The following is a 22,269-nucleotide window of genomic DNA, read 5'->3' on the forward strand; positions in this document are numbered from 1 at the left end:
TCGCTGGGATACTGACGCCATGCCTCGCGTGCTCCTGATAGAAGACGACCCCTCCGTACGCGAAGGGGTCGAGCTGGGCCTGCGCAGGCGCGGCCACGAACTGCGGGCCGTCGGCACCGGCGAGGCGGGGCTCGCCGCGCTCGGCGAGTTCCGGCCGGACCTGGTCCTCCTCGACCTGATGCTGCCCGGCATGAACGGCGTCCAGGTCTGCCGCCGCATCCGCGAGACCAGCCAGCTCCCCGTGATCATGCTGACCGCGCGCGGCGACGACTTCGATGTCGTCGTGGGCCTGGAGGCCGGCGCCGACGACTACATCGTCAAGCCCGCCCGTACCGAGGTCATCGAGGCCCGCATCCGGGCCGTGCTGCGCCGGCTCGCCGTCCCCGCCGGGCGCGGCGGCATCGAGTCGCACGGCGCACTGGCCGTCGACCGCGCGGGCCTCGCCGTCGCCAAGGGCGGCGAACGGCTGCTCCTCGCCCCCTCCGAACTGAAGCTGCTGCTCCACCTCTCGGCCTCGCCCGAACAGGTCTTCAGCCGCCAGCAGCTCCTGGAACACGTGTGGGAGCACAGCTACCACGGCGACGCCCGCCTGGTCGACGCCTGCGTCCGCCGCCTCCGCCAGAAGATCGAGGATGTCCCGGGCAGCCCCTGCTACATCCAGACGGTAAGAGGCTTCGGCTACCGCTTCGGACCGCTCACGTGAAACTGTTCGCCGCCCGCCTCGGCCTCCGCACCCGGCTGATCGCGGCGTTCCTGTTCGTGGCGGCCGTCAGCGCGGCCACCACCGCCGCCCTCACCTATCGCGAGGCCCGTTCCGCGATCCTCCAGCAGGCGCAGGACTCCGCCGTCGCCCAGTTCCGCGACCGGATCAACGCCCAGTCCGTCAGCCTCCCCATCGACAGCGAGCAGCTGCGCCACGTCTGCCTGGAGCTGGCCCGTGCGGGCGGCGGGCGCGGCTGGACCGTGTTCGCCGAGTACGGGAAGCTGCGGGCCTCCTCATCGGACCGGTCCTCCTCCGGGGTGATCACCGCCGGGCTGCGCACGGCCACCCGCGACAACACGCACGGCTCGTTCCAGCGCGTCGTCAAGGACGACAAACCCTGGCTGACCGTCGGCATGCCCGCCCTCTTCAACCGGGGCGACGGCAGACAGCCCACCGGCCTCGTCCTCTACGCCGTGATGCCGCTGTCCACCGAGGACGCCAATGTGGCCGCCATGGTCACCGCCGCCCGCGACGGCGCCCTGCCCGCCCTGCTCGTCGCCCTGGTGCCCGCGCTGCTCGCCGCCCGCAGCGTCCTGCGCCCGGTCCGCGATCTGCGCCGGGCGGCGGCGGGCATCGGCAGGGGGGAGCTCGACACCCGGATCACGGTGCGCGGTGCCGACGAACTCGCCGAACTCGCCTGGACGTTCAACGAGTCGTCCAAAAAACTCCAGGAGTCCGTCGAGGAGTTGCGCCGGGCCGAGGAGCGGGCCAGGCGTTTCGCGTCCGACGTCTCCCACGAACTGCGCACCCCGCTCGCCGGTATGCTCGCCGTGACCGAGGTCCTGGACGAGGACGCCGGTGAACTGCGCCCCGACACCGCCGCCGCCGTCCGCCTGATCAGCACGGAGACCGGCAAACTGGCCACCCTGGTCGAGGACTTGATGGAGATATCCCGCTTCGACGCCCGCGCCGCCGAGCTGCACCTGGACGAGGTGGACGTCGCCGAGACCGTCCGCAAGACGCTCCAGGCCCGCCGCTGGGAGGGCCGGGTCACCACCGAACTCCCGAACGGCGTACGGGCAGTGCTCGATCCGCGCCGCTTCGACGTGGTCGTCGCCAACCTGGTCGGCAACGCCCTGCGGCACGGCGCGGAGCCCGTCACCGTACGGGTACGCGGAGGCGACCGGCTCGTCGTGGAGGTGGAGGACAGCGGCCCGGGCATCGACGCGGCGGTGCTCCCGCACATCTTCGACCGGTTCTACAAGGCCGACGCGGCCCGGACCCGGTCGGCGGGCAGCGGCCTCGGCCTCGCCATCGCCCAGGAGAACGTACGGCTGCACGGGGGGACGGTGTGCGCGGCGAACCGTCCCGTGGGCGGCGCGGTGTTCACCGTGGAGCTGCCGACGGGGAAGCGGTGAGGGGCCGGCGCGTGCTCGGCGCGCTGCTGCCCGTACTGCTGCTCGCCACCGGGTGCGGGATCCGTGCGACGGACGTCGTGGAGGCGGGTGAACCGGCGACCGTGGAGGTGGCGCCGGCCGGCCAGCGCGGCGCCCTGGTGTACTTCGTGTCCTCGTCCTCGGCGTCCCGGTTGATGCCGGTCATCCGGACCATCATCCCCCCGGACGGCGTCGAGGGCGGCGCCTATGAGGACAACCGGCCCAACGGGGCGTCCGCCCCCCTGTACCTGCTCTTCGAAGGGCCCACCAGGTCGGAGCGCGAGGCCGGACTGCGCTCGGAGCTGCCCAGCGGTCAGGTGAAAGCGGCCGTCGAGCTGAGCGCCGACGGTGTGAAGGCCACCGTCAACCTCCCGGTCACCGGCCTCTCCCAGGCCGCCCGCCAGCAGATCGTCTGCACCGCGGCCACGGCCAGTACCGCCGACCGTACGGAGGTGGTCACGGTGACCGGCACCGACGGAGTCATCGGCCCCACGCGCTGCGCGGTCTGACCCGCGCCCCGGCCGTTCAGCCGGCCTTGCGGGCGACCGCCCCGTAGACGCCGACCGTGGCCGGTCGCGCCGCGACGGGTGCGTCCGGGCGCCAGGACGGAACGGGAACGAGGCCCGGCGTCAGCAGCTCGAAGCCCTCGAAGAACTTCTCGATCTCCGTGTGGGCGACGACCTGTTGGGGTTCCTGCGCGTCGGTGAGGAAGTGCAGCACCGAGGTGAGGAGCAGGGCGAGGGGCCGGTCGAAGTCGATGACCTCGCGGACCTGGGGATGCTCCACGACGGCCCGCGGGTCGCGGGGGTCGGCGAGCGCGACGCCGACCACGCCGGAGCCGCGCAGCAGGGCGTCCGCGTGTGCGATGACGATCGGGTCGTTGTCGACGTACGCGACGCGCACATCGGGCGCCGCATCGAGGGCGACCTCGTGCACATTGGGGGAATGGGGCAGCCCGGTGCCGATGTCGAGGACCTGCCGCAGGCCCGCGCCGACGACATGGCGGACCGCGCGTTCCAGGAAGGCGCGGTTGGCCCGGGCACCGGCTCGTTCCTGGGTCGCGGCGGCGACGAGTTCGTCACCGGCCTGCTGGTCCACCCGGTAGTTGTCCTTGCCGCCGAGCAGGTAGTCGTAGATCCTTGCGGAGTGCGGCCGACCGGTGTCGATCACCGGGACGGGTAAGCCGTGCTGCCTCACATGGCGCTCCTCTCGCCGGCCCACCTGCTGCCGCACCCCGGCTACGACGACCTCGCGGCACTCGAAGCCTTCGAGGACCCTCTCGCCCGCCGCCTGCTCGTCCTGCTGGGCGATCTGCCGGAGAGCGAGGTCCGTGCGGTGGTCGCGCACCTGGAACACCGGCGCGAAGCGCTCGGCCTCCCCGCCGTGCCGGGCGCCGGGAAGCCGAAGAGGGCCCGGAGGCGAAGGACCGAAACCGAAGCCGCCCAGTACGCGGCCGATGCATTGGAAGGTCTCTGATGGACGGCATGATATTCGGCGCCTGCACGGTCGCCGGAGTGATCGTCACCGTGCTCTGCGCCCGGAGAGCCCTTCACCACCCGCGCGTGTTCACCTGGTTGATCGCCGTCGCGTTCGGCGTGTGCACCGTGGGCGTCCTCTTCGCGGTCCCCGCGGTCGCCGGGGCGGCCGAGGAGGTCACCGGCCTGGACAACGCGGGGAAGCTGGTGGCGCACATCTGCGCCATCCTCTGGTGCGCGGCGCTGCAGATGACGATGGTGGACCTGGCCTACCGCCCGGAGTACCTGCGGGCCGCCCTGTACCAGCGCGTGTGCCTGGCGGTCGTCGTGCTGGCCGTCATGGTCCCGCTCTTCGTCGTCACGAACGGCCAGGACGTCGAGTTCACCACGGCGTACGCCGACCACTCCTCCGTGACCGCCTATCTGCTCGTCTACCTCTTCTACGTCCTGATCACCTGCGCCGAACTCGTCTTCATGTGCGGCCGGACCGCCCGCCGGTCCCGGACCACCCGCCCCTGGACCGGTGCGGGGTTCGCCCTGTGCGCGCTCGCGGCCGTGCTGGGCGTCGGCTACACCATGTCCAAGGGCTCGTACCTCGTCTGTTACGCACTCGGCAGCCCCTGGTCCCTCGACGTCGAGGAAGCGGTGAGCCCGGCACTGAGCGGGCTCGCCGTCCTCTTCCTCTTCGCCGGTCTGACCATGCCGATGCTCGGCGGGCTGCGCCGGCGGCCGCGCGGCGGTGAGCGGACCGGGCCCGAGAGCATCGTGCCGGCGGACTAGTTGGTGCCGGCGGTCAATTCGCCGAACAGCTTGTTCGCCGCCTCCGAGGTGAACTGGCGCTGGAGCTCCGCCCGGGCGATCCTCTTCTTGAACTCGCCCTCGTAGCCGGTGAATCCGGCGTTGTGCATGAGGTCGGTGATCCAGGTGGCGAACGCCTGGTAGTTCCAGATGTGGTCCAGGCAGGTCTGCGAGTAGCTGTCGAGGAGGCCGGCATCGCCCTCCTCGGCATGGCGGATCACCGCGCGGGCGAAGACCTCGGCGTCGTGCAGCGCCAGGTGGATGCCCTTGGCGCTCATCGGCGGCACGATGTGGGCGGCGTCGCCCAGGAGGTAGAGGTTGCCGTAGCTCATCGGGTCGAACACCACGCTGCGCAGCGGGACGATCTGCTTGGACAGGATCTCGCCGCGCGCCGGCGGGGTGCCGAAGCGGGCCTCCAGCTCGCTCCAGACGCGCTCGTCCGGCCACTGCTCGGGGGTGTCGTCGACCGCGCACTGCAGGTAGACGCGGCTGGCCCCGGGGCCTCGGGGAATCATCCCGGCCAGGCCCCGTTCGTGGATCGCCATCCCCGAGGGCTCGGTCTCGGTGGCGGCCAGGACGCTGAGCCAGGAGTAGCCGTACTCGTGGGAGTACTCGGTCAGTTCGGAGGCGGGGACAGAGCGGCGGGAGACGCCGTGGAAGCCGTCGCAGCCGGCGATGCGGTCGCCGCGGACCACCCGCGCCATGCCGTCGGCGTCCCGGCAGCGCACCACCGGGCCTTCCCCGGTGAGGTTTTCGAGTGCGACGTCGGCGGCTTCGTAGCGGAGGTCGCCGCCCTCGCGCAGGAAGACCTCGGTGAGGTTGCGCACCAGGACCTGCTGCGGGCAGTACATGCTTTCGTTCTCGTCGTCGTCCACGTCGATCGGCATCGCGTGGCCGTCGATGTGGAAACCGCCCTCGTTGTGCGGAATCGGGTCGCCCGCCAGGACCTCTTCGAGGCCCCACGCGCGGAACAGGCGCACTCCGTAGGTGTCGATGGTTCCGGCGCGCTGCCGCTGTTCGACGTATGCGCGCGGGTGCTTCTCCAGCACGGTGCAGTCGACGCCGTTACGCAGCAGGAAGTTGCCGAGCGTCAGACCGGCGACGCCGGCCCCGATGATGACGACGGTCGTGTCCTCGTGTGTCTCAGTCATGCACTCCACTGTGAAAGGCCCGCAGACCGCGAACCACCGGTCATCCGACTTCTGATGCCGGAAACCCGCCAACCTCGACGGCGGCTACCGCCCGTGGATGCGGAGCCCGGCCCGGTAGCGGCCGGGTGTCTGGCCCACGACTTCGGTGAAGGCGTCGATGAAGGTGGAGGGATTGGACCAGCCGCACGCCACCGCGGTCTCCGTCACCGACATCCCGTCGGTCAGGTGCGCCAGGGCGTGGTGGATCCGCAGGGTGGTCCGCCAGCGGTGGAAGCTCATGCTCAGCTCGCTGTGGAACAGCCTGCTGAGCGTGCGCTCGCCGGCCCCCACCGCCCGGCCCAGCTCGGCCAGTGTGTCGGGCCGGGCGGGGTCCGCGCGCAGCAGATCCGTGGCGGCGCGCAGCCGGTCGTCACCGGCTTCGGGAAGGTGCAGGGAGGTCTCCGCGGCATCCACCAACTCGTCCACGATCACGCCGAGAAGACGCCGGTGGGCGCCGGGCCGCCGCTCCGGCTCATCGGTGAGCGCCAACAGGGCCTCGCGCAGCAGCGGGCTCACCGCGAAGACGCTGGGGTGGTCGATGAGGCCGGCGCACAGATCGCGCGGCACGGACACCAGCCGCACGTCGGTCTGCCCGTAGAAGCGGTGCGCGTGGGCGAAGCGCGGGGGTGTCCAGGTGATCCGGTCCGCCGGGGCGACCCAGGTGCCGCGCTCCGTCGTGGTGGCCAGCACTCCGGCGGCGGCGTAGACCAGCTGGCCCTGGTGGTGGCTGTGCGGGTCGAGCCGGTAACCGTGCGGCAGCCAGGCCCCGCCCTGAAGAATCGGGTCCCCCGCCTCGGCGGGCGGCGGCGAGGGTTGGCGGTTTGTCGGCATCGGGTGCCAGTTTACCGATGGCCGCGACCCGTGAGCGTTCCCGCTCAGGCGGCGAGGGCGTCGGTGTAGGAGGGCAGCCGCCAGTCGCCGCCGCGCTCCTCCTTGGACAGCCGCGCGACCAGGTCGGGGATGCGCAGGAAGCACGCCAGCGCGGTGGTGTTCTGGAACACGCTGATGGCGTGCCTGTTCAGGGGCATGCCGACGCGCAGGATGCGGGGGTTGACCTCCCCCTGGACCGCATCCGTGAAGGGCCGCAGGACCCGCTCGTAGTCGGCCAGGGCGGTCGTCAGGTCGTCCGCGTGCCGGTTGATCTCCCCGGCCAGGACGTACGCCCCGACGAGTCCGCCGGAGATGCCCATGCCGCTGTACGGGGAGGCGCAGTGCGCCGCGTCCCCGGCCAGCACCACCCGCCCCTCGGACCAGCTGCCGATCCGCACCTGGACGACCTCCTGGGAGTAGAAGAACGGACTCGTCGCCATGCCCTCGATGAACCGGTCGGTCTGCCAGCCGGCGTCCCGGAACCGCCCGGCCCAGAACGTCCGCTGCTCCTCGACGGGCGCGCGGTGGATAGCGGACGCCTCCGCCGACTCCTCGCGCATCACGAAGTACACCTGGGTCTCGGTCGCGTTGTGGCTGCGCCGCATGATCTGCCGGCCGCCCGGAACCATGTACGTGTCGCGGATGTTGCTGTCGGACGCGCTGCGCGGGACGAACCAGTAGGCCATGTGGATGCCCGTGCGCCAGTAGGGGTCGACGCCTTCCGGCAGCAGCGCCCGGCGGGTGCGCGAGCCCTGTCCGTCGGCGCCGATCAGCAGGTCGTACTCGCCCGATGTCCCGTCCGAGAAGTGGGCCGTGACCCGCTCCCCGTGCTGGTCGAAGCCGTCGACGCTCTTGCCGAAGACGTACTCGGTGTCGTCCTCGGTCGCGCTGTGCAGGATGCGTACGAGGTCTCCGCGCATGATCTCGTACTCCGAGGTGAGGGTCTGGCGGCCCTTGCCCGAGGTGTTCGCCATGATCGTCGCCCTGGCCTTCCCGTGGGAGTCGACGAAGGCCACGCCCGCCTCGTCCACCAGCCGGCCGCGCACCGTCTCCAGCAGCCCCATGCGCCTGATGGCCTCGATGCCCTGCCCGCGCAGGTCCACCTGGGCGCCCGAGGCGCGCAGCGCCGGGAAGCGCTCCACGACCGTCACCCGGTGGCCGCCCCGGGTGAGCCAGAAGGCCAGTGCCTGTCCCGCGACGCCGCCACCGGCGACGAGGATCCGCAGCGAAGTATTCGCACGCGTGTGCGTCATGTCGGCCACCCAAAATCTATCAGTGATTGATTCCTTTCCAGAGTCTTCTATCACCGATAGATTGTCAATGTGACCAAGATGAACCGTGCGACCGTCGTCGCCGAAGCGCTGGATCTGCTGGACGAGGTGGGCCTGGATACGGTGAGCACCCGGCGGCTGGCCAAGCGCCTCGGTGTCGAGCAGCCCTCGCTCTACTACCACTTCAAGACCAAGAAGGACCTCCTCACGGCCATGGCGGAGGCGGCCATGGCCCCGCATGCCGACGAGGCGCTGCCGTCGTCCGGGGACGACTGGCGCACCTGGTTCCTGCAGAACTCACGGAGCTTCCGCCACACGCTGCTGATGCGCCGTGACGGAGCCCGGCTGCACGCCGGGAGCACACCGACCGGCGACCTCGACCGGATCCGCCGCAAGATGGCCTTCCTGGTCGCGTCCGGTGTGCCCGAGCGGGACGCGCAGACGGCGATGCTGGCCACCGGGCGCTTCACGGTCGGCTGTGTGCTGGAGGAGCAGGCGGACCTGGGGGCGCCGGCCGCCGAGGACCTGCCGGACGACGTCCCCGTCCTCCCTCACGAGGAGGCGTTCGAGGCGGGCCTCGCGCTCATCCTCGGCGGCCTCGACCGGCGCACCGAGGCCGCCGCCTCTTCGTCCCGTGCCTGACCGCTCGCGCCGGGAAGGGCCGCTCAGGCCCCCGCGCGGTGCGAGGTGCGCGGCGCCGGGATCGGGGCCTGTGCCGCGCGGGTGACGTCGGCGACGAGCTCGACCACGTCGGGGCCGTATGCCTGGGAGTTGACCACCTTCAGGAGCAGGCAGAAGGTGCTGTTGCCGTGCTTGCGGGCGAGGCGCTCGTGGTTGCGGGCCAGGTAGCGGGTGGCCGCCTGGTTGGTGATGGCCTGCTGGCCGCAGAAGAGGAAGACTGGTCGGGCATCCTGACCGGTCGTCAGCCGGGCGAGCAGCACGTATTCGCTGACGCCCTTCTCGACCCGGTAGCGCTCCGAGCCGATCTGGAAGGCGCCCCGGTCGGGGCCGGGCTCCGGTTCGGTGTTGATCCGCACACCGGGGAGCAGGGAGTGCAGGTGCGCGGCCATCCGACGGTTCGACACCGGCCCGCCGACGCAGAATTCGGTCCGCTCCCCGATGCCCTGCTGCGCGATGTCGTGGGACAGGATCTGGGCGTGCGCCTCGCAGTCCTTGATCAGCGCGGACAGTTCCAGCAGGGCGAACACGTCGTAGCGGTGCACCGAACCGTCGCCGCCCGCGTCGCGGTTGACGACGAGCAGGCACTCGGAGTTGCCCGGCAGCCCGAAGAACGCCTGCTTGCGGCGGAGCTTGCGGCGCCACAGATAGGTGCGCGCGAGCCAGCCGAGGGCGGCACTGATGCCGGCGGCTATCACGCCCAGCACGATGTTGCGTACGTCGTCAGTCATGGGCGGGCATGTTAGCGGGCATTCGGCCTCACGTCCGAGGCGGTCCTGACGAGGTGGCCGGAGCGGCGTTACCCTGCGCGGACGATCCTTCACCGGAGGTTGCGCATGCGACGTTCCATCAGGCGAAATGTGTCGTTGGCGGCGATTCTGGCCGCCGTCGTGTCGGTCGGGGCCGCCGCCCCCTCCTCGTCCGCCCACCCCGCCCGGTCCCCGGCGCCACCGCCCAAGTCGCCCGTCGCGGTGGGATACGGCGGAGCGGTCTCCAGCGTCGACGCGGACGCCACGGCCGCCGGTATCGAGGTGCTGCGCAAGGGCGGCAACGCGGTCGACGCCGCCGTGGCCACGGCCGCCGCGCTCGGCGTCACCGAGCCGTACTCGGCGGGGCTCGGCGGCGGGGGCTACTTCGTCTACTACGACGCCCGCAGCCACACCGTCCGCACCATCGACGGCCGCGAGACCGCACCGCGCAGCGCAGACTCCTCCCTCTTCCTGGAGAACGGCAAGCCGCTCGACTTCGCCGACGCCGTGACCAGCGGGCTGAGTGTCGGCACCCCCGGCACCCCCGCCACCTGGGACACCGCCCTGCACACCTGGGGCAGCAAGTCGCTCCGTCAGGTCCTCCGGCCCGCCGAGCGGATCGCCCGGGACGGCTTCGTCGTGGACGAAACGTTCCGCTCGCAGACGGCCGGCAACGAGGAGCGGTTCCGGGACTTCCCGGCCACCCGCAAGCTGTTCCTGCCCGGCGGGAAGCTCCCCGAGGTCGGCTCGGTCCTCAGGAACCCGGACCTGGCGCGTACCTACGAGGAGGTCGGCCGCAAGGGCGTGGACGAGCTCTACCGGGGCGAGCTCGCCGAGGACGTCGTACGGACCGTACGCAACCCGCCCGTCGACCCGGCGTCCGACCGGGTGGTGCGCCCCGGCGACCTGACCGCGAAGGACCTGCGCTCCTACCGCGCGCTGCGGCGGGACCCCACGAAGGTGAACTACCGGGGGCTCGACGTGTACGGCATGGCGCCGTCCTCCTCGGGCGGTACGACGGTGGGCGAGGCCCTCAACATCCTGGAGTCCACGGACCTCTCGCGGGCGAGCGAGGCCCAGTACCTGCACCGTTATATCGAGGCGAGCCGCATCGCGTTCGCCGACCGGGGGCGCTGGGTCGGCGACCCCGCGTTCGAGGACGTGCCGACGAAGCAGCTGCTCGGCCAGCGGTTCGCGGACGCGCGGGAATGCCTGATCAAGGACGACGCCGTGCTGACCAGCCCGCTCGCCCCGGGCGACCCGCGCCACCCCGGGGCCTGCCGGTCCACGGGGAAGGCCGCGCCGACCACGTACGAGGGCGAGAACACCACGCACCTGACGACCGCCGACAAGTGGGGCAACGTCGTCGCGTACACCCTGACCATCGAGCAGACCGGCGGCAGCGGGATCACCGTGCCGGGGCGCGGATTCCTGCTCAACAACGAGCTGACCGACTTCTCCTTCGCACCGGCCGACCCGGCCGTCCACGACCCGAACCTGCCCGGCCCCGGCAAGCGCCCGCGGTCCTCGATCTCGCCGACCATCGTGCTCCGGCACGGCGAACCGGTCCTCGCCCTCGGCTCGCCCGGCGGCGCGACCATCATCACCACCGTGCTCCAGACACTGACCGGCAAGCTGGACCGGGGGCTCCCGCTGGTCGACGCCATCGCCGCGCCCCGCGCCAGCCAGCGCAACGCCCCGGCCACCGAGCTGGAACCGGCGCTCTGGAACAGCCCGTTGCGGGCGAAGCTGGAATCGCTCGGCCACGTCTTCAAGCTCAACCCGGAGATCGGCGCGGCGACCGGCGTGCAGCGGCTGCCCGACGGGCGGTGGCTCGCCGCCGCCGAGAAGGAACGGCGCGGCGGCGGCTCGGCCATGGTGGTGAGGCCGAGCGGGCGGCCCTGACGCGCACACCGGACAGGGGGGCACGGCACCACCATCTCCTCGCCAGAAGGGCGCCCCCCCCAGTGCGTATGCGAACGCTTGCCCTTGTCACGGCCTCCGGGGCCGCGCTGCTCACCGCCGGCACCCCGGCCCCCGTCACCCTCGCGGTGGTGGGGGAGCCGGACCCGGCCCTCGCCGCCCCCGCGCCGGTGCCCCGGCCGGTCCTGCCGACTGTGCCGCTCGCCCTGGTGGCGCGGGTCCACCAGGCACCGGCCCGGGCGCACCGGTCCAGACCCGCGCCCGCCCCGGCCCGGGACCGGGAGGGCGCGGGCGTCGGGGCGGCCGATCTGCTGGCCAGGGTGTCGGCCTGTGAGCAGGTGTCGAAGGGCGAGTACCGGACGGACGAAGCGGCTCCGGCGACCGTTCCGGTGTGCGGTGCGGGCGGTGCGGTGTTCTGGAAGGCCGACCTGGACGTCGACTGCGACGGCCGGGCGACCGCCGCCTGCAACGCCGCCACCGATCCCTCCTTCCACGGCGACACCGCCTTCCACGCCTCGGACGGCCGGCCGCTGGACGCGGCGAAGCTGCCGTACGTGGTCGTGCCCGCGCCCTCCGGCACCTGGGACTACACGAAGTCCGGCATCCGGGGCGGCGGGGTCGTCGCCGTCGTGCACGGCGAGAAGGTGGAGTACGCGGTCGTCGGCGACGTCGGCCCGGAGCGCATCATCGGCGAAGCCTCGTATGCCACGGCGAAGTCGCTCGGCATCGACCCGGACCCGGGCAGCGGCGGCGCGCCCTCCGGGGTCACGTACATCCTGTTCAAGGACTCCCGGGTGTCCCCGATCGAGGACCACGAGGCCGCCGTGCGTACGGGGCGGGCCCTGGCGGAGGAGTTCGTACGGGCCGACTAGAGCGCGGTCAGGATGCGCGGGCCGTCGTCCGTGATCGCCACCGTGTGCTCGGCGTGCGCGGCCCGGCTGCCGTCCGTCGTGCGCAGGGTCCAGCCGTCGCGGTCCGTGCGGTACGTGTCCACACCGCCCCCGATCAGCATCGGCTCGATGGCCAGGACCATGCCGTGGCGCAGCGGCATCCCGCGCCCCGGACGGCCCTCGTTGGGCACCCCCGGGTCCTCGTGCATCTCGCGGCCCACGCCGTGCCCGCCGAACCCCTCGGGGATGCCGTAGCCGGCGGTGCGGCAGACGGTGCCGATGGCGTGCGCGATGTCACCGATCCGGTTTCCGACGGTGGCCGCCGCGATGCCCGCTTCCAGGGCCTTGTACGCGGTGTCGACCAGCCGGGTGTCGGCGGGGCGGGCGCGGCCCACGGTGAAGCTGATCGCGGAGTCACCGGCCCAGCCGTCCAGCTTCGCACCCGCGTCGATGCTGACCAGGTCGCCGTCGCGCAGCCGGTAGTCGGTGGGGATGCCGTGCACGATCGCGTCGTTGACCGACGCGCAGATGACCGCGGGGAAGGGGACCGGGGCGAAGTGCGGCCGGTAGCCCAGGAACGGCGAGCCCGCGCCCGCCTCGCGCAGCACCCCGTGCGCCACCTCGTCCAGTTCGCGCAGTGAGACGCCGACCTCGGCGGCCTCCCGGGCGGCGGTCAGCATACGGGCGACGACGCGGCCGGTCGCACGCATGGCTTCGATGGATGTGTCCGTCTTGAGTTGCACCATGCCAATTACAATACCGCAATTACTATACCGGTCCGCGCGGTGTCGGGGTCCGAGCGGTATTAGAATGACGGCATGGTCCGTACCCCCCTGACCCCCGAAGAGCGCCTGCGCGGCGAACGGCTCGGTCTGCTGCTGCGCGAGGCGCGCGGCGACCGCTCCATGACCGGGATCGCCGCCCGGGCCGGGATCTCCGCCGAGACCCTGCGGAAGATCGAGACCGGCCGCGCCCCCACCCCCGCGTTCTTCACCGTCGCCGCCCTGGCCGGCGCGCTCGGCCTCTCCATGGACGAACTCCTGCTGCGCTGCGCCCCGGAACCGGCGGCGGTACCGCTCGCCGGATAGCGCCGGAGGCGCCCGCACTCGCGCCCCGCTTGCGCCCGCGCGCATAGGCTGAGGGCCATGAGCCTCCAGGACTTCGCGCGCAGCGAGTACGTCAGTCTGACCACGTACCGCAAGGACGGCACGCCCGTCGCCACCCCCGTCTGGGCGGTGGCCGAGGGCGGTGAACTGCTCGTCTGGACCAAGACGGACTCCTGGAAGGTCAAGCGGCTGCGCAACGACAGCCGGGTCCGGGTCACCGTCTGCGATGTGCGCGGCCGGACCGAGGAGGGCGCCCCGACCGCCGAGGGCACCGCCAGGCTGCTCGACGAGCGGGAGACGGCCGCCGTGCGCCGCGCCATAGGCCGCAAGTACACCTGGAAGTACTGGCTGCTCGACTACCCGGCGATGATCGTCCGCCTCGGCAAGCGCCCGCACACCGGGATCGCCATCACCCTCTGAGCCCCGCCCCGGGCCCGGGCCCCGCCCCCGGCCGCCTCGGACCCGCAAAGCGCGCGTAGCCGTCCCGTAACACGCCTGCGGTCGAATGCCTCGGACTGGAGGGTTCCAGCCGACGGCGGCCTAAGGCGACGGTGACGGTGCATCAAGAGGCGGTATCGGTACAGGACTTCGCGCGTCACCTGCGGGAGCTGGTGGCGCTGCTCGATCACGGACGCGGCTGGTACGGCGTCTTTCGCCGACGCGACCCGGCGGGCATGGACGCCTGCCTGGACGGGTCGGAGCTGCCGCCCTGGGACGTGATGGAGGCGCTCTTCTCGGACCTGGCCGAGGTGCGGGGGACCGCGTACGCGGAGGAGGCGTCGGCGCGTGCCGCCCGGCTGCACGCGGACTGCGCCCTCAGCCTCGACCGCCGCCCCGGCGGCCGCGCCCGGCTGGTGGAACGGCTCGGCCTGATGCTCCGCGAGCAGGAGTACGCCGCCGAGCGGCTGCGGGCGGCCCGGGAGAGCGGCGACGGGGACGAGGCCGCCGGGGTGCTGGCCTGGGCGGGCGACGACCACGCCCGCGCCTCGGCCCGCTGCGCCGAACTCCGCCGCCGCCTGTCGGCCCTCTCCCGCGCCCCGGACCGGTTCGGAGCCGCAGCGGCGGCCCCCGCGCGGCCCGCCGCCCCGGAATGGGAACGGGAGCCCGCGCCCCGCGAAACCCCCGAACCGGAACCGGAACGGGAGCCCGCGCCCCGCGATACCCCGCCCACCCGGAAGCAGAAGCGGAAGCCGACCGGCGCCCGGTTCGCCGGGCTGGAGACCGAGGACGGCGACGCCGACAAGGGCCCCGTGCTGCCCGCCGCACCCCCCGCCTCACCGCGCGGAGCCCGCTTCGGCGGGGCGCCCACCGCACCGGGCACCGAGCCGCCCACGGCCTCGCCGGACCCGGCCGCACTCCGGTCCGCGCAGGCGGCCGTTGGCGCGCTGCTCCGGTTGCGGGCCGAGGGCCGCAGCGGCGAGGCGCACGCGGTGCTCTGCGAGGCGGCGGCCCTCCCCGCGCACCGGCTGCCGCTCCTCGCCGTCGAGCTGCACCTGGCCGGGCTCGGGGCGGACTGGGCGACCCTGCTCTGGGAGGTCGCCTCGCTGCCCCCGGACGGGCTCGCGGCCGCCGTGGACGCGCTGGCGGCGGCGGGGCGCACCGAGGACTGCGGGCGGCTGCTGCGGCAGGGCGTCGCGCGTCCGGCCGCCGAGGTCGCCGAGGCCGCGACCGCCCTCGACCGGGCGGGCCGGGGGCCGCTGGCCCAGACGCTGCTCGGCGCCTTCGTCCGGGCGCGGTCGCCCCAGGAGGCGGCCTCGATCGCTTCGATCGACCCGCCCCGCCTCGTACCGCAACTGCTGGCCGCCGCCCGGGCGGTGTCCGAGGCGCAGGAGCGGGGCGTCGAGCACGCGCTGCGGGTGGCGGGCCTCGGCTGAGCGCCGGGACGCCTCCCGGCACTGGCCCGCACGGGTGTGAAACATGATCGACTCAGCTGGTTCACGGCGATGGTCTTGCCCCGCGGTGTGACGGGGCTTACGTTCTCCCGTACGCACGTGTCTACGGGCGTAGAAGAAGCACGAAGAGGCTCTCTGACGCCGCGTCGAAGGAGCAGCTCATGTCCCACGTCGTACGCGCCGCACTCGTCCAGGCGACCTGGACCGGCGACACCGAATCCATGATCGCCAAGCACGAGGAGCACGCTCGCGAGGCCGCCCGGCAGGGGGCGAAGATCATCGGCTTCCAGGAGGTGTTCAACGCCCCCTACTTCTGCCAGGTGCAGGAGCCCGAGCACTATCGCTGGGCCGAGGCGGTGCCGGACGGCCCGACCGTACGGCGCATGCGGGACCTGGCCCGCGAGACCGGCATGGTGATCGTCGTCCCGGTCTTCGAGCTGGAGCAGTCCGGCTTCTACTACAACACCGCCGCCGTGATCGACGCCGACGGCTCCTACCTCGGCAAATACCGCAAGCACCACATCCCGCAGGTCAAGGGCTTCTGGGAGAAGTACTACTTCAAACCGGGGAACGCCGGCTGGCCGGTCTTCGACACCGCTGTGGGCAAGGTCGGCGTCTACATCTGCTACGACCGGCACTTCCCCGAGGGCTGGCGCCAACTGGGGCTCAACGGAGCCCAGTTGGTCTACAACCCGTCCGCCACCTCGCGCGGCCTCTCCGCCCACCTGTGGCAGCTGGAACAGCCCGCGTCCGCCGTCGCCAACGAGTACTTCATCGCCGCGATCAACCGCGTCGGCCACGAGGAGTACGGCGACAACGACTTCTACGGCACCAGCTACTTCGTGGACCCGCGCGGCCAGTTCGTCGGCGACGTCGCCAGCGACAAGGAGGAGGAACTCCTCGTCCGCGACCTGGACTTCGGGCTCATCGAAGAGGTCAGGCAGCAGTGGGCGTTCTACCGGGACCGACGGCCCGACGCGTACGAGGGGCTGGTCGAGCCGTGAGCAGCCTCCATAACCGCCACCTCGCCGTCAGCCCCGACTGGCTGGCCCTCTACTACCGCCACCCGCTGGAGATCACGCACGGCGAGGGCCGCCACGTCTGGGACGCCGACGGCAACCGCTACCTCGACTTCTTCGGCGGCATCCTCACCACCATGACCGCCCACGCCCTGCCCGAGGTCACCAAGGCCGTCAGCGAGCAGGCCGGCCGGATCATCCACTCCTCGACGCTCTACCTCAACCGCCCGATGGTCGAGCTGGCCGAACGCGTCGCCTCGCTCTCCGGCATCCCGGACGCCCGGGTCTTCTTCACCACCTCCGGCACCGAGGCCAACGACACCGCGCTGCTCCTGGCCACCACGTACCGCAGGTCGAACCAGATCCTGGCGATGCGCAACAGCTACCACGGCCGGTCCTTCTCCGCGGTCTCCATCACCGGCAACAACGCCTGGTCGCCCACCAGCCTCTCACCGCTGCAGACCCTGTACGTGCACGGCGGCGTCCGCACCCGGGGCCCCTACGCGCACCTGAGCGACGAGGAGTTCACCGCCGCCTGCGTCGCGGACCTGGAGGACCTGCTCGGCCACACCCGCACCCCGGCCGCCCTGATCGCCGAACCCATCCAGGGCGTCGGCGGCTTCACCTCACCGCCGGACGGGCTGTACGGCGCGTTCCGCGAGGTCCTGGACCGGCATGGTGTGCTGTGGATCTCCGACGAGGTGCAGACGGGGTGGGGGCGCTCCGGCGAACACTTCTGGGGCTGGCAGGCCCACGCCCAGAACGGGCCGCCGGACATCCTCACCTTCGCCAAGGGCATCGGCAACGGCATGTCCATCGGCGGGGTGGTCGCCCGCGCCGAGGTCATGAACTGCCTGGACGCCAACTCCATCTCGACGTTCGGCGGTTCACCGGTCACCATGGCGGCCGGCCTCGCCAACCTCGCGTACCTCCTGGAACACGACCTCCAGGGCAACGCCCGCCGGGTCGGCGGCCTGCTCATCGAGCGGCTGCGCGCGATCGGCGCCACCTCGGAGCGGGTACGCGAGGTGCGCGGCCGGGGCCTCATGATCGGCGTCGAGCTCGTGAAGCCCGGCACCGACGAGGCCGACCCGGAAGCGGCCGCGGCCGTCCTGGAGGCGGCGCGCGAGGGCGGCCTGCTCATCGGCAAGGGCGGCGGCCACAACACCAGCGTGCTGCGCATCGCCCCGCCGCTCTCGCTCGCGATCCCCGAGGCGGAAGAGGGCGCGGACATCCTCGCCGACGCGCTGCGCTCGGTGGGCTGAGCGCCGGCGACCACGCGGGTGCGGGGCAGGACCCCGCACCCGCGCTCCACCAGTACAACGAGGAGGGGTACCCATGAGCCGTACCGTCATCCGCGGCGGCCTGGTCGTCACCGCGTCGGACGAGATGCACGCGGACGTCCTCGTCGACGGCGGCCGGATCGTCGCGCTCGCCGCCCACGACAGCGACGAGGCGGCCGGCTGGACCGCCGCCCGGACCATCGACGCGACCGGCAAATACGTCATCCCGGGCGGTGTCGACGCGCACACCCACATGGAGATGCCGTTCGGCGGCACCTACGCGGCCGACACCTTCGAGACCGGCACCCGCGCCGCGGCCTGGGGCGGCACCACCACCATCGTGGACTTCGCCATCCAGTCCGTCGGCCGCTCCCTGCGCGAGGGCCTGGACAGCTGGTACGCCAAGGCGGACGGCAACTGCGCCATCGACTACGCCTTCCACATGATCCTCGCGGACGTCAACGAGTCCTCGCTCAAGGAAATGGACCTCCTGGTCGGCGAGGGCATCACGTCCTTCAAGCTGTTCATGGCCTACCCCGGTGTCTTCTACAGCGACGACGGGCAGATCCTGCGCGCCATGCAGCGGGCCGAGTCCAACGGCGGCCTGATCATGATGCACGCGGAGAACGGCATCGCCATCGACGTCCTGGTGGAGCAGGCCCTCGCCGCCGGCCGCACCGACCCCCGCTACCACGGCGACGTACGCAAGGTGGCGCTGGAGGCGGAAGCCACGCACCGGGCGATCCAGCTCGCCCGGGTCGCCGGCTCGCCGCTGTACGTCGTGCACGTCTCCGCCGACGAGGCCGTCGCCGAGATCGCCGCCGCCCGCCACAAGGGGCAGCCCGTCTTCGGCGAGACCTGCCCGCAGTACCTCTTCCTGTCCACGGACAATCTCGCCGAACCGGACTTCGAGGGCGCCAAATACGTCTGCTCCACCCCGCTGCGGCCCCGGGAGCACCAAGAGGTCCTGTGGCGCGGGCTGCGCAACAACGAACTCCAGGTCGTCTCCACCGACCACTGCCCCTTCTGCTTCTCCGGGCAGAAGGAAATGGGCCGGGGCGACTTCTCGAAGATCCCCAACGGCATGCCGGGCGTCGAGAACCGCATGGACCTGTTGCACCAGGCAGTGGTGGACGGGCACATCTCGCGCCGCCGCTGGATCGAGATCGCCTGCGCGTCCCCGGCGAGGATGTTCGGCCTCTACCCGAAGAAGGGCACGATCGCGCCCGGCGCGGACGCGGACATCGTCGTCTATGATCCGGCCGCCCGGCAGACCGTGTCCGCCGAGACCCATCACATGAACGTCGACTACTCGGCGTACGAGGGGAAACAACTCACGGGCCGGGTCGAGACGGTGCTCTCCCGCGGCGAGGTGGTCATCGACAACCGCACGTACACCGGCCGCGCAGGCCACGGCAGCTACACCCCACGCGCCACCTGTCAGTACCTGAACTAGGAGCAACGGGAATGGACTTCGGACTCGTCCTCCAGACGGACCCGCCCGCATCGGCCGTGATCAGCCTGATGCGCCGCGCCGAACGCAACGGGTTCACGCACGGCTGGACCTTCGACTCGGCGGTGCTCTGGCAGGAGCCCTTCGTCATCTACAGCAGCATCCTGGAACACACCGACCGGCTCACCGTCGGCCCCATGGTCACCAACCCGGGCACCCGCACCTGGGAGGTCACCGCCTCGACCTTCGCCACCCTCAACGACATGTACGGCAACCGGACCGTGTGCGGGATCGGCCGGGGCGACTCCGCGATGCGCGTCGCCGGGCGCGCCCCCAACACCCTGGCCCGGCTCGGCGAGGCCATCGACGTCATCCGCGACCTGGCCGAGGGCCGCGAGGCGGACATCGGCGGGCAGACGCTGAGGATCCCCTGGATCAAGGACGGAAAGCTCCCCGTCTGGATGGCCGCCTACGGCCCCAAGGCCCTCGCGCTCGCCGGGCAGAAGGCCGACGGCTTCATCCTCCAGCTCGCGGACCCGTATCTCACCGAGTGGATGATCAAGGCGGTACGGGACGCGGCGGCCGGGGCCGGACGCGACCCGGACTCCGTCACCATCTGCGTCGCCGCCCCCGCCTATGTCACCGACGACGACTCGCCCGAGGCCCTGGCCCACGCCCGCGACCAGTGCCGCTGGTTCGGCGGGATGGTCGGCAACCACGTCGCCGACCTCGTCTCCCGGTACGGCGAGCACTCGGGCCTCGTCCCCGACGAGCTGACCGCGTACATCAAGGACCGGCAGGGCTACGACTACAGCCACCACGGACGCGCCGGGAACCCCGACACCGCCTTCGTCCCCGACACCATCGTGGACCGCTTCTGCCTGCTCGGACCGGCCGCCGCCCATGTCGAGAAGCTGAGACACCTCAAGGGTCTGGGCGTCGACCAGTTCGCGGTGTACAACATGCACGACGCCCGCGAAGCCACCATCGACGCCTACGGTTCCGCCGTCATTCCCGCCCTCACCGACTGACCGCCCGCACCCCCCGACGGTCGTACCCAACCCCCCGCGCCCCGCCCCGCACGGCACCGCCCCGAGCGAAGGGTCCAGCCGCCATGACATCGACCGCACCTCCGTCCCCGTCCCCCTCGCCGGAACCCATACCGGCCGACCCCTCCGACCGCGTCGAGCTCGCCCCCGGCGCCGTCCCGGACGACAACCGCTTCGTCAACGCGGACCTGCTGCCCGTCCCGCTGGCACGGCGCGTGTGGACCACGTACAACTTCACCGCCCTGTGGGTCGGCATGGCCCACAACATCCCGTCCTGGCTGCTCGCCTCCGGTCTCGTCGCCCTCGGCATGGACTGGAAGCAGGCCGTTTTCACCATCGCGCTCGCCAACCTGATCGTGCTCGGGCCCATGCTGCTCACCGGCCATGCCGGGCCCAAGTACGGCATCCCTTTCCCGGTGCTGGCGCGGGCGTCGTTCGGGCTGCGCGGCGCCAACCTCCCGGCCCTGATCCGGGCGGCGGTCGCCTGCGCCTGGTTCGGCATCCAGACCTGGATCGGCGGCGTCGGCATCTTCACGCTGCTGGGCAAGGTCTTCGGCGGCTGGGCCGAGGCGTCCGAGATCGGCGGGCAGCCCTGGACGCTCTGGCTGTGCTTCGTCCTCTTCTGGGCGCTGGAACTGGCCATCATCTACCGGGGGATGGACGCCCTGCGCCGCTTCGAGAACTGGGCGGCGCCGTTCGTCATCGTCGGCGCGCTGGTGCTCCTGGTGTGGATCGCGGTGAAGGCCGGCGGCTTCGGGCCGCTGCTCGACCAGCCGTCGGAGCTGGGCTGGGGCAAGGACTTCTGGCCCGTCTTCTTCCCGTCCCTGATGGGCATGATCGCCTTCTGGGCCACGCTCTCCCTGAACATCCCCGACTTCACCCGCTTCGGCGCGGGCCAACGGGCCCAGATCCGGGGCCAGTCGCTCGGACTTCCCACCACGATGACCCTGTTCGCGCTGCTCTCGGTGCTCGTCACCTCCGGCTCGCAGGCCGTGTACGGCAAGGCCGTCTGGGACCCGGTCGAGCTCGTCGCCCACACCGACAACGTCTTCGGACTCCTCTACGCCCTGATCACCGTCCTGGTCGCGACGATCTCCGTCAACATCGCGGCGAACGTCGTCTCACCCGCGTACGACCTGGCGAACCTCGCGCCGAAGTTCATCAACTTCCGTACGGGGGCGCTGATCACCGGGGTCGTCGGCGTCGTCATCATGCCGTGGAAGCTCACCGAGACGCCCGAGCTGTACATCTTCACCTGGCTCGGCCTGGTCGGCGGGCTGCTCGGTACGGTCGCGGGCATCCTGATCGCCGACTACTGGATCGTCCGCCGCACCGTGCTCCACCTCGCGGACCTCTACCGGCCCGGTGGGCGCTACTGGTACACGGGCGGCTGGAACTGGCGGGCCGTCACCGCCTTCGCGGTCGGCGGTGTCCTCGCGGTCGGCGGCTCCCACTCGAAGCCGGGCGAGGGCCCCTTCCCCTCGGACGGCGTCATCCCGTTCCTGAAGCCGCTCGCGGATTACGGCTGGGCGGTGGGCCTCGCCGCCTCGCTCGTCGTGTACGTGGCGCTGATGGCGGGCGTCACGACGGAGCGGAGGTCCGCCCCAGCAGGGCGCTGACGTCGTACGAATCGGCGGGCGACGGGGTGTTCTTCGGTACCGGTCGGCCGAAGTCCGAGAGGTCCACCACCGCGTCCGTGCCGTCCCCGCCGTGCAGCGAGAGCCGCAGCGGATAGGGCTTGCCGGTCGCCGCCACGTCCACCGTCAGCGTCATGTCGCCGCGCATCCGGGTCAGCGGCACCACGGGCTTGTCGTTGACGGTGGTCTTCGGGCCCTTGTTGAGGGTGCCCGTGTCGTCGTTCGCGTTGTCGCTGACGAGCTTCTGGAAGGTGTTGAGGTCGCACGCCTTGGTCAGGGCGCGCAGCCGGGGGCTGTCGGCGGGGCCCTTCAGATAGCGGTCGCCGACGATCGCCGCGAAGGCCGAACCGCCGTTCGGCACCTGGTTCTTCCAGAAGTCCGCGTCCGGCTTCAGCCACACGTCGTCCCCGCGCTTGACGATCAGCACCGAGCCCTGGCTCCGGCCCAGGTCCACCGAGCCGTTGCAGTTGCCGGACCGGTCCACTGCCAGGTCCAGGGACATGGACGGGGTGCCCTTGCCCAGGTCGCCGCGCGTGGACACATGCAGGGATTCCGCACCGAGCAGCGCGTCCCGGGAGCGGTCGGCGATCTGCTGGGCGGTGAGATGGTCGATGTCCTCCGCGTGGGCCACGCCGCCGAGGGCGCCGGTCCCGCCGGCGCCGATCAGGAACGCGGCGGCCCACGCGGCCGGGCGGGTGCCGAGTAGTGAACCGGTCACGTCGCCTCCTCGGTGCGAAGGGTCGTGGGGCTTCCGGACGACTGCGGTCCGGACCAGTCGAGCGTACGCCGGGGGAGTGAACGCCGCCCGTTCGGCGCAAGGCCCGCCGGCGGCACCTACACAGCGTGA

Annotated in this window: 23 protein-coding genes; 16 read left to right on the plus strand and 7 right to left on the minus strand. The window is 71.9% G+C overall.

The annotated features are described in order from the left end of the window. Nucleotides 1-19 precede the first annotated feature (19 nt). The 3 genes from ACIQZN_RS15135 to ACIQZN_RS15145 are packed head-to-tail and all read left to right on the plus strand — an operon-like array spanning nt 20 to nt 2,648. The gene (locus ACIQZN_RS15135; protein ID WP_403992803.1) at nt 20-703 is read left to right on the plus strand and encodes a response regulator; all 684 of its coding nucleotides are present in this window, start codon (nt 20-22) and stop codon (nt 701-703) included. Then, a complete protein-coding gene (locus ACIQZN_RS15140; RefSeq protein WP_403992806.1) occupies nt 700-2,121 on the plus strand; it encodes an ATP-binding protein in 1,422 nt (473 codons plus the stop codon). Before ACIQZN_RS15135 ends, ACIQZN_RS15140 begins: the two co-directional genes overlap by 4 nt. 11 nt (nt 2,122-2,132) lie before the next feature. Further along, nucleotides 2,133-2,648: a hypothetical protein gene (locus ACIQZN_RS15145; protein WP_403992809.1), complete on the plus strand. Its 516-nt coding sequence runs from the start codon at nt 2,133-2,135 to the stop codon at nt 2,646-2,648. A 16-nt stretch (nt 2,649-2,664) separates the two neighbouring features. Here the strand turns inward: ACIQZN_RS15145 and ACIQZN_RS15150 are convergent, their stop codons facing one another. Beyond that, nucleotides 2,665-3,336: an SAM-dependent methyltransferase gene (locus ACIQZN_RS15150; protein ID WP_403992811.1), complete on the minus strand. Its 672-nt coding sequence runs from the start codon at nt 3,334-3,336 to the stop codon at nt 2,665-2,667. Between ACIQZN_RS15150 and ACIQZN_RS15155 the strand changes: the two genes are divergently transcribed. Further along, on the plus strand, nt 3,337-3,615 hold the full coding sequence (locus ACIQZN_RS15155) for a hypothetical protein (RefSeq protein WP_403992814.1): 279 nt from the start codon (nt 3,337-3,339) through the stop codon (nt 3,613-3,615). Then, entirely contained in the window at nt 3,615-4,394 is a 780-nt protein-coding gene (locus ACIQZN_RS15160) for a hypothetical protein (protein WP_403992817.1), read from the plus strand. The genes ACIQZN_RS15155 and ACIQZN_RS15160 overlap by 1 nt, the downstream gene beginning before the upstream one ends. On the opposite strand, the gene ACIQZN_RS15165 is transcribed toward ACIQZN_RS15160, so the two are convergent. The 3 genes from ACIQZN_RS15165 to ACIQZN_RS15175 all read right to left on the minus strand — a co-directional run bounded on the left by ACIQZN_RS15165 (nt 4,391) and on the right by ACIQZN_RS15175 (nt 7,725). Beyond that, nucleotides 4,391-5,563, minus strand: a complete 1,173-nt coding sequence (locus tag ACIQZN_RS15165) for a 4-hydroxybenzoate 3-monooxygenase (protein WP_403992820.1) — start codon at nt 5,561-5,563, stop codon at nt 4,391-4,393. The two genes, ACIQZN_RS15160 and ACIQZN_RS15165, sit on opposite strands and share 4 nt — an antisense overlap. A gap of 84 nt (nt 5,564-5,647) precedes the next feature. After that, nucleotides 5,648-6,433 carry an AraC family transcriptional regulator gene (locus ACIQZN_RS15170; RefSeq protein WP_403992823.1) on the minus strand — a complete coding sequence of 262 codons (786 nt, stop codon included), beginning with the start codon at nt 6,431-6,433 and terminating at the stop codon, nt 5,648-5,650. Nucleotides 6,434-6,477: 44 nt separating this feature from the next. Next, complete coding sequence (locus tag ACIQZN_RS15175) at nt 6,478-7,725, minus strand: FAD-dependent monooxygenase (protein WP_403992826.1); 1,248 nt, start codon at nt 7,723-7,725, stop codon at nt 6,478-6,480. A gap of 78 nt (nt 7,726-7,803) precedes the next feature. On the opposite strand from ACIQZN_RS15175, the gene ACIQZN_RS15180 reads away from it, so the two are divergent. Beyond that, entirely contained in the window at nt 7,804-8,385 is a 582-nt protein-coding gene (locus ACIQZN_RS15180) for a TetR/AcrR family transcriptional regulator C-terminal domain-containing protein (protein WP_403993034.1), read from the plus strand. 23 nt (nt 8,386-8,408) lie between these two features. Here the strand turns inward: ACIQZN_RS15180 and ACIQZN_RS15185 are convergent, their stop codons facing one another. Beyond that, complete coding sequence (locus ACIQZN_RS15185) at nt 8,409-9,152, minus strand: hypothetical protein (protein ID WP_403992829.1); 744 nt, start codon at nt 9,150-9,152, stop codon at nt 8,409-8,411. A gap of 105 nt (nt 9,153-9,257) precedes the next feature. Here ACIQZN_RS15185 and ggt point away from each other — a divergent pair, with 105 nt between their 5' ends. Continuing rightward, nucleotides 9,258-11,075 (plus strand): gamma-glutamyltransferase, encoded by a 1,818-nt coding sequence (gene ggt / locus ACIQZN_RS15190; protein WP_403992831.1) that lies wholly within the window; start codon nt 9,258-9,260, stop codon nt 11,073-11,075. Nucleotides 11,076-11,143: 68 nt separating this feature from the next. Next, a complete protein-coding gene (locus tag ACIQZN_RS15195) occupies nt 11,144-11,965 on the plus strand; it encodes a glycoside hydrolase family 75 protein (protein WP_403992834.1) in 822 nt (273 codons plus the stop codon). Here ACIQZN_RS15195 and map read toward each other — a convergent pair. After that, the gene (gene map, locus ACIQZN_RS15200; RefSeq protein ID WP_403992836.1) at nt 11,962-12,729 is read right to left on the minus strand and encodes a type I methionyl aminopeptidase; all 768 of its coding nucleotides are present in this window, start codon (nt 12,727-12,729) and stop codon (nt 11,962-11,964) included. The two genes, ACIQZN_RS15195 and map, sit on opposite strands and share 4 nt — an antisense overlap. A 72-nt stretch (nt 12,730-12,801) precedes the next feature. Between map and ACIQZN_RS15205 the strand changes: the two genes are divergently transcribed. The 8 genes from ACIQZN_RS15205 (at nt 12,802) to ACIQZN_RS15240 (ending at nt 21,404) form a co-directional block, all read left to right on the plus strand. Continuing rightward, nucleotides 12,802-13,071 carry a helix-turn-helix domain-containing protein gene (locus ACIQZN_RS15205; RefSeq protein ID WP_403992839.1) on the plus strand — a complete coding sequence of 90 codons (270 nt, stop codon included), beginning with the start codon at nt 12,802-12,804 and terminating at the stop codon, nt 13,069-13,071. Nucleotides 13,072-13,128: 57 nt separating this feature from the next. Further along, a complete protein-coding gene (locus tag ACIQZN_RS15210) occupies nt 13,129-13,509 on the plus strand; it encodes a PPOX class F420-dependent oxidoreductase (protein WP_403992842.1) in 381 nt (126 codons plus the stop codon). Between the two features lie 131 nt (nt 13,510-13,640). Continuing rightward, entirely contained in the window at nt 13,641-14,963 is a 1,323-nt protein-coding gene (locus ACIQZN_RS15215) for a hypothetical protein (RefSeq protein ID WP_403992845.1), read from the plus strand. A 179-nt stretch (nt 14,964-15,142) separates the two neighbouring features. Further along, nucleotides 15,143-15,985 carry a nitrilase-related carbon-nitrogen hydrolase gene (locus tag ACIQZN_RS15220; protein WP_403992848.1) on the plus strand — a complete coding sequence of 281 codons (843 nt, stop codon included), beginning with the start codon at nt 15,143-15,145 and terminating at the stop codon, nt 15,983-15,985. After that, nucleotides 15,982-17,265 (plus strand): aspartate aminotransferase family protein, encoded by a 1,284-nt coding sequence (locus ACIQZN_RS15225; protein WP_403992851.1) that lies wholly within the window; start codon nt 15,982-15,984, stop codon nt 17,263-17,265. The genes ACIQZN_RS15220 and ACIQZN_RS15225 overlap by 4 nt, the downstream gene beginning before the upstream one ends. A 73-nt stretch (nt 17,266-17,338) precedes the next feature. Continuing rightward, nucleotides 17,339-18,739, plus strand: a complete 1,401-nt coding sequence (hydA, locus tag ACIQZN_RS15230) for a dihydropyrimidinase (RefSeq protein ID WP_403992854.1) — start codon at nt 17,339-17,341, stop codon at nt 18,737-18,739. Between the two features lie 11 nt (nt 18,740-18,750). Further along, nucleotides 18,751-19,767: a TIGR03842 family LLM class F420-dependent oxidoreductase gene (locus ACIQZN_RS15235; protein WP_403992857.1), complete on the plus strand. Its 1,017-nt coding sequence runs from the start codon at nt 18,751-18,753 to the stop codon at nt 19,765-19,767. An 83-nt stretch (nt 19,768-19,850) separates the two neighbouring features. Next, on the plus strand, nt 19,851-21,404 hold the full coding sequence (locus ACIQZN_RS15240) for an NCS1 family nucleobase:cation symporter-1 (protein WP_403992860.1): 1,554 nt from the start codon (nt 19,851-19,853) through the stop codon (nt 21,402-21,404). Here ACIQZN_RS15240 and ACIQZN_RS15245 read toward each other — a convergent pair. Next, nucleotides 21,367-22,140, minus strand: coding sequence for a hypothetical protein (locus ACIQZN_RS15245; protein WP_403992863.1), 774 nt, complete (start codon nt 22,138-22,140; stop codon nt 21,367-21,369). The two genes, ACIQZN_RS15240 and ACIQZN_RS15245, sit on opposite strands and share 38 nt — an antisense overlap. Between the last annotated feature and the right edge of the window lie 129 nt (nt 22,141-22,269).

The organism is Streptomyces sp. NPDC097595 (assembly GCF_044761525.1).
Lineage (GTDB): Bacteria > Actinomycetota > Actinomycetes > Streptomycetales > Streptomycetaceae > Streptomyces > Streptomyces drozdowiczii_A.

What these genes read in the sequence shown, in the direction of transcription:
- ACIQZN_RS15220 (WP_403992848.1), top strand. Translation starts at nt 15,143, where the DNA reads ATGTCCCACGTCGTACGCGCCGCACTCGTCCAGGCGACCTGGACCGGC.
- ACIQZN_RS15170 (WP_403992823.1), bottom strand. Translation starts at nt 6,433, where the DNA reads ATGCCGACAAACCGCCAACCCTCGCCGCCGCCCGCCGAGGCGGGGGAC.
- ACIQZN_RS15240 (WP_403992860.1), top strand. Translation starts at nt 19,851, where the DNA reads ATGACATCGACCGCACCTCCGTCCCCGTCCCCCTCGCCGGAACCCATA.
- ACIQZN_RS15165 (WP_403992820.1), bottom strand. Translation starts at nt 5,563, where the DNA reads ATGACTGAGACACACGAGGACACGACCGTCGTCATCATCGGGGCCGGC.
- hydA (WP_403992854.1), top strand. Translation starts at nt 17,339, where the DNA reads ATGAGCCGTACCGTCATCCGCGGCGGCCTGGTCGTCACCGCGTCGGAC.
- map (WP_403992836.1), bottom strand. Translation starts at nt 12,729, where the DNA reads ATGGTGCAACTCAAGACGGACACATCCATCGAAGCCATGCGTGCGACC.
- ggt (WP_403992831.1), top strand. Translation starts at nt 9,258, where the DNA reads ATGCGACGTTCCATCAGGCGAAATGTGTCGTTGGCGGCGATTCTGGCC.
- ACIQZN_RS15180 (WP_403993034.1), top strand. Translation starts at nt 7,804, where the DNA reads ATGAACCGTGCGACCGTCGTCGCCGAAGCGCTGGATCTGCTGGACGAG.
- ACIQZN_RS15195 (WP_403992834.1), top strand. Translation starts at nt 11,144, where the DNA reads ATGCGAACGCTTGCCCTTGTCACGGCCTCCGGGGCCGCGCTGCTCACC.
- ACIQZN_RS15160 (WP_403992817.1), top strand. Translation starts at nt 3,615, where the DNA reads ATGGACGGCATGATATTCGGCGCCTGCACGGTCGCCGGAGTGATCGTC.
- ACIQZN_RS15135 (WP_403992803.1), top strand. Translation starts at nt 20, where the DNA reads ATGCCTCGCGTGCTCCTGATAGAAGACGACCCCTCCGTACGCGAAGGG.
- ACIQZN_RS15205 (WP_403992839.1), top strand. Translation starts at nt 12,802, where the DNA reads ATGGTCCGTACCCCCCTGACCCCCGAAGAGCGCCTGCGCGGCGAACGG.
- ACIQZN_RS15175 (WP_403992826.1), bottom strand. Translation starts at nt 7,725, where the DNA reads ATGACGCACACGCGTGCGAATACTTCGCTGCGGATCCTCGTCGCCGGT.
- ACIQZN_RS15155 (WP_403992814.1), top strand. Translation starts at nt 3,337, where the DNA reads ATGGCGCTCCTCTCGCCGGCCCACCTGCTGCCGCACCCCGGCTACGAC.
- ACIQZN_RS15210 (WP_403992842.1), top strand. Translation starts at nt 13,129, where the DNA reads ATGAGCCTCCAGGACTTCGCGCGCAGCGAGTACGTCAGTCTGACCACG.
- ACIQZN_RS15235 (WP_403992857.1), top strand. Translation starts at nt 18,751, where the DNA reads ATGGACTTCGGACTCGTCCTCCAGACGGACCCGCCCGCATCGGCCGTG.
- ACIQZN_RS15185 (WP_403992829.1), bottom strand. Translation starts at nt 9,152, where the DNA reads ATGACTGACGACGTACGCAACATCGTGCTGGGCGTGATAGCCGCCGGC.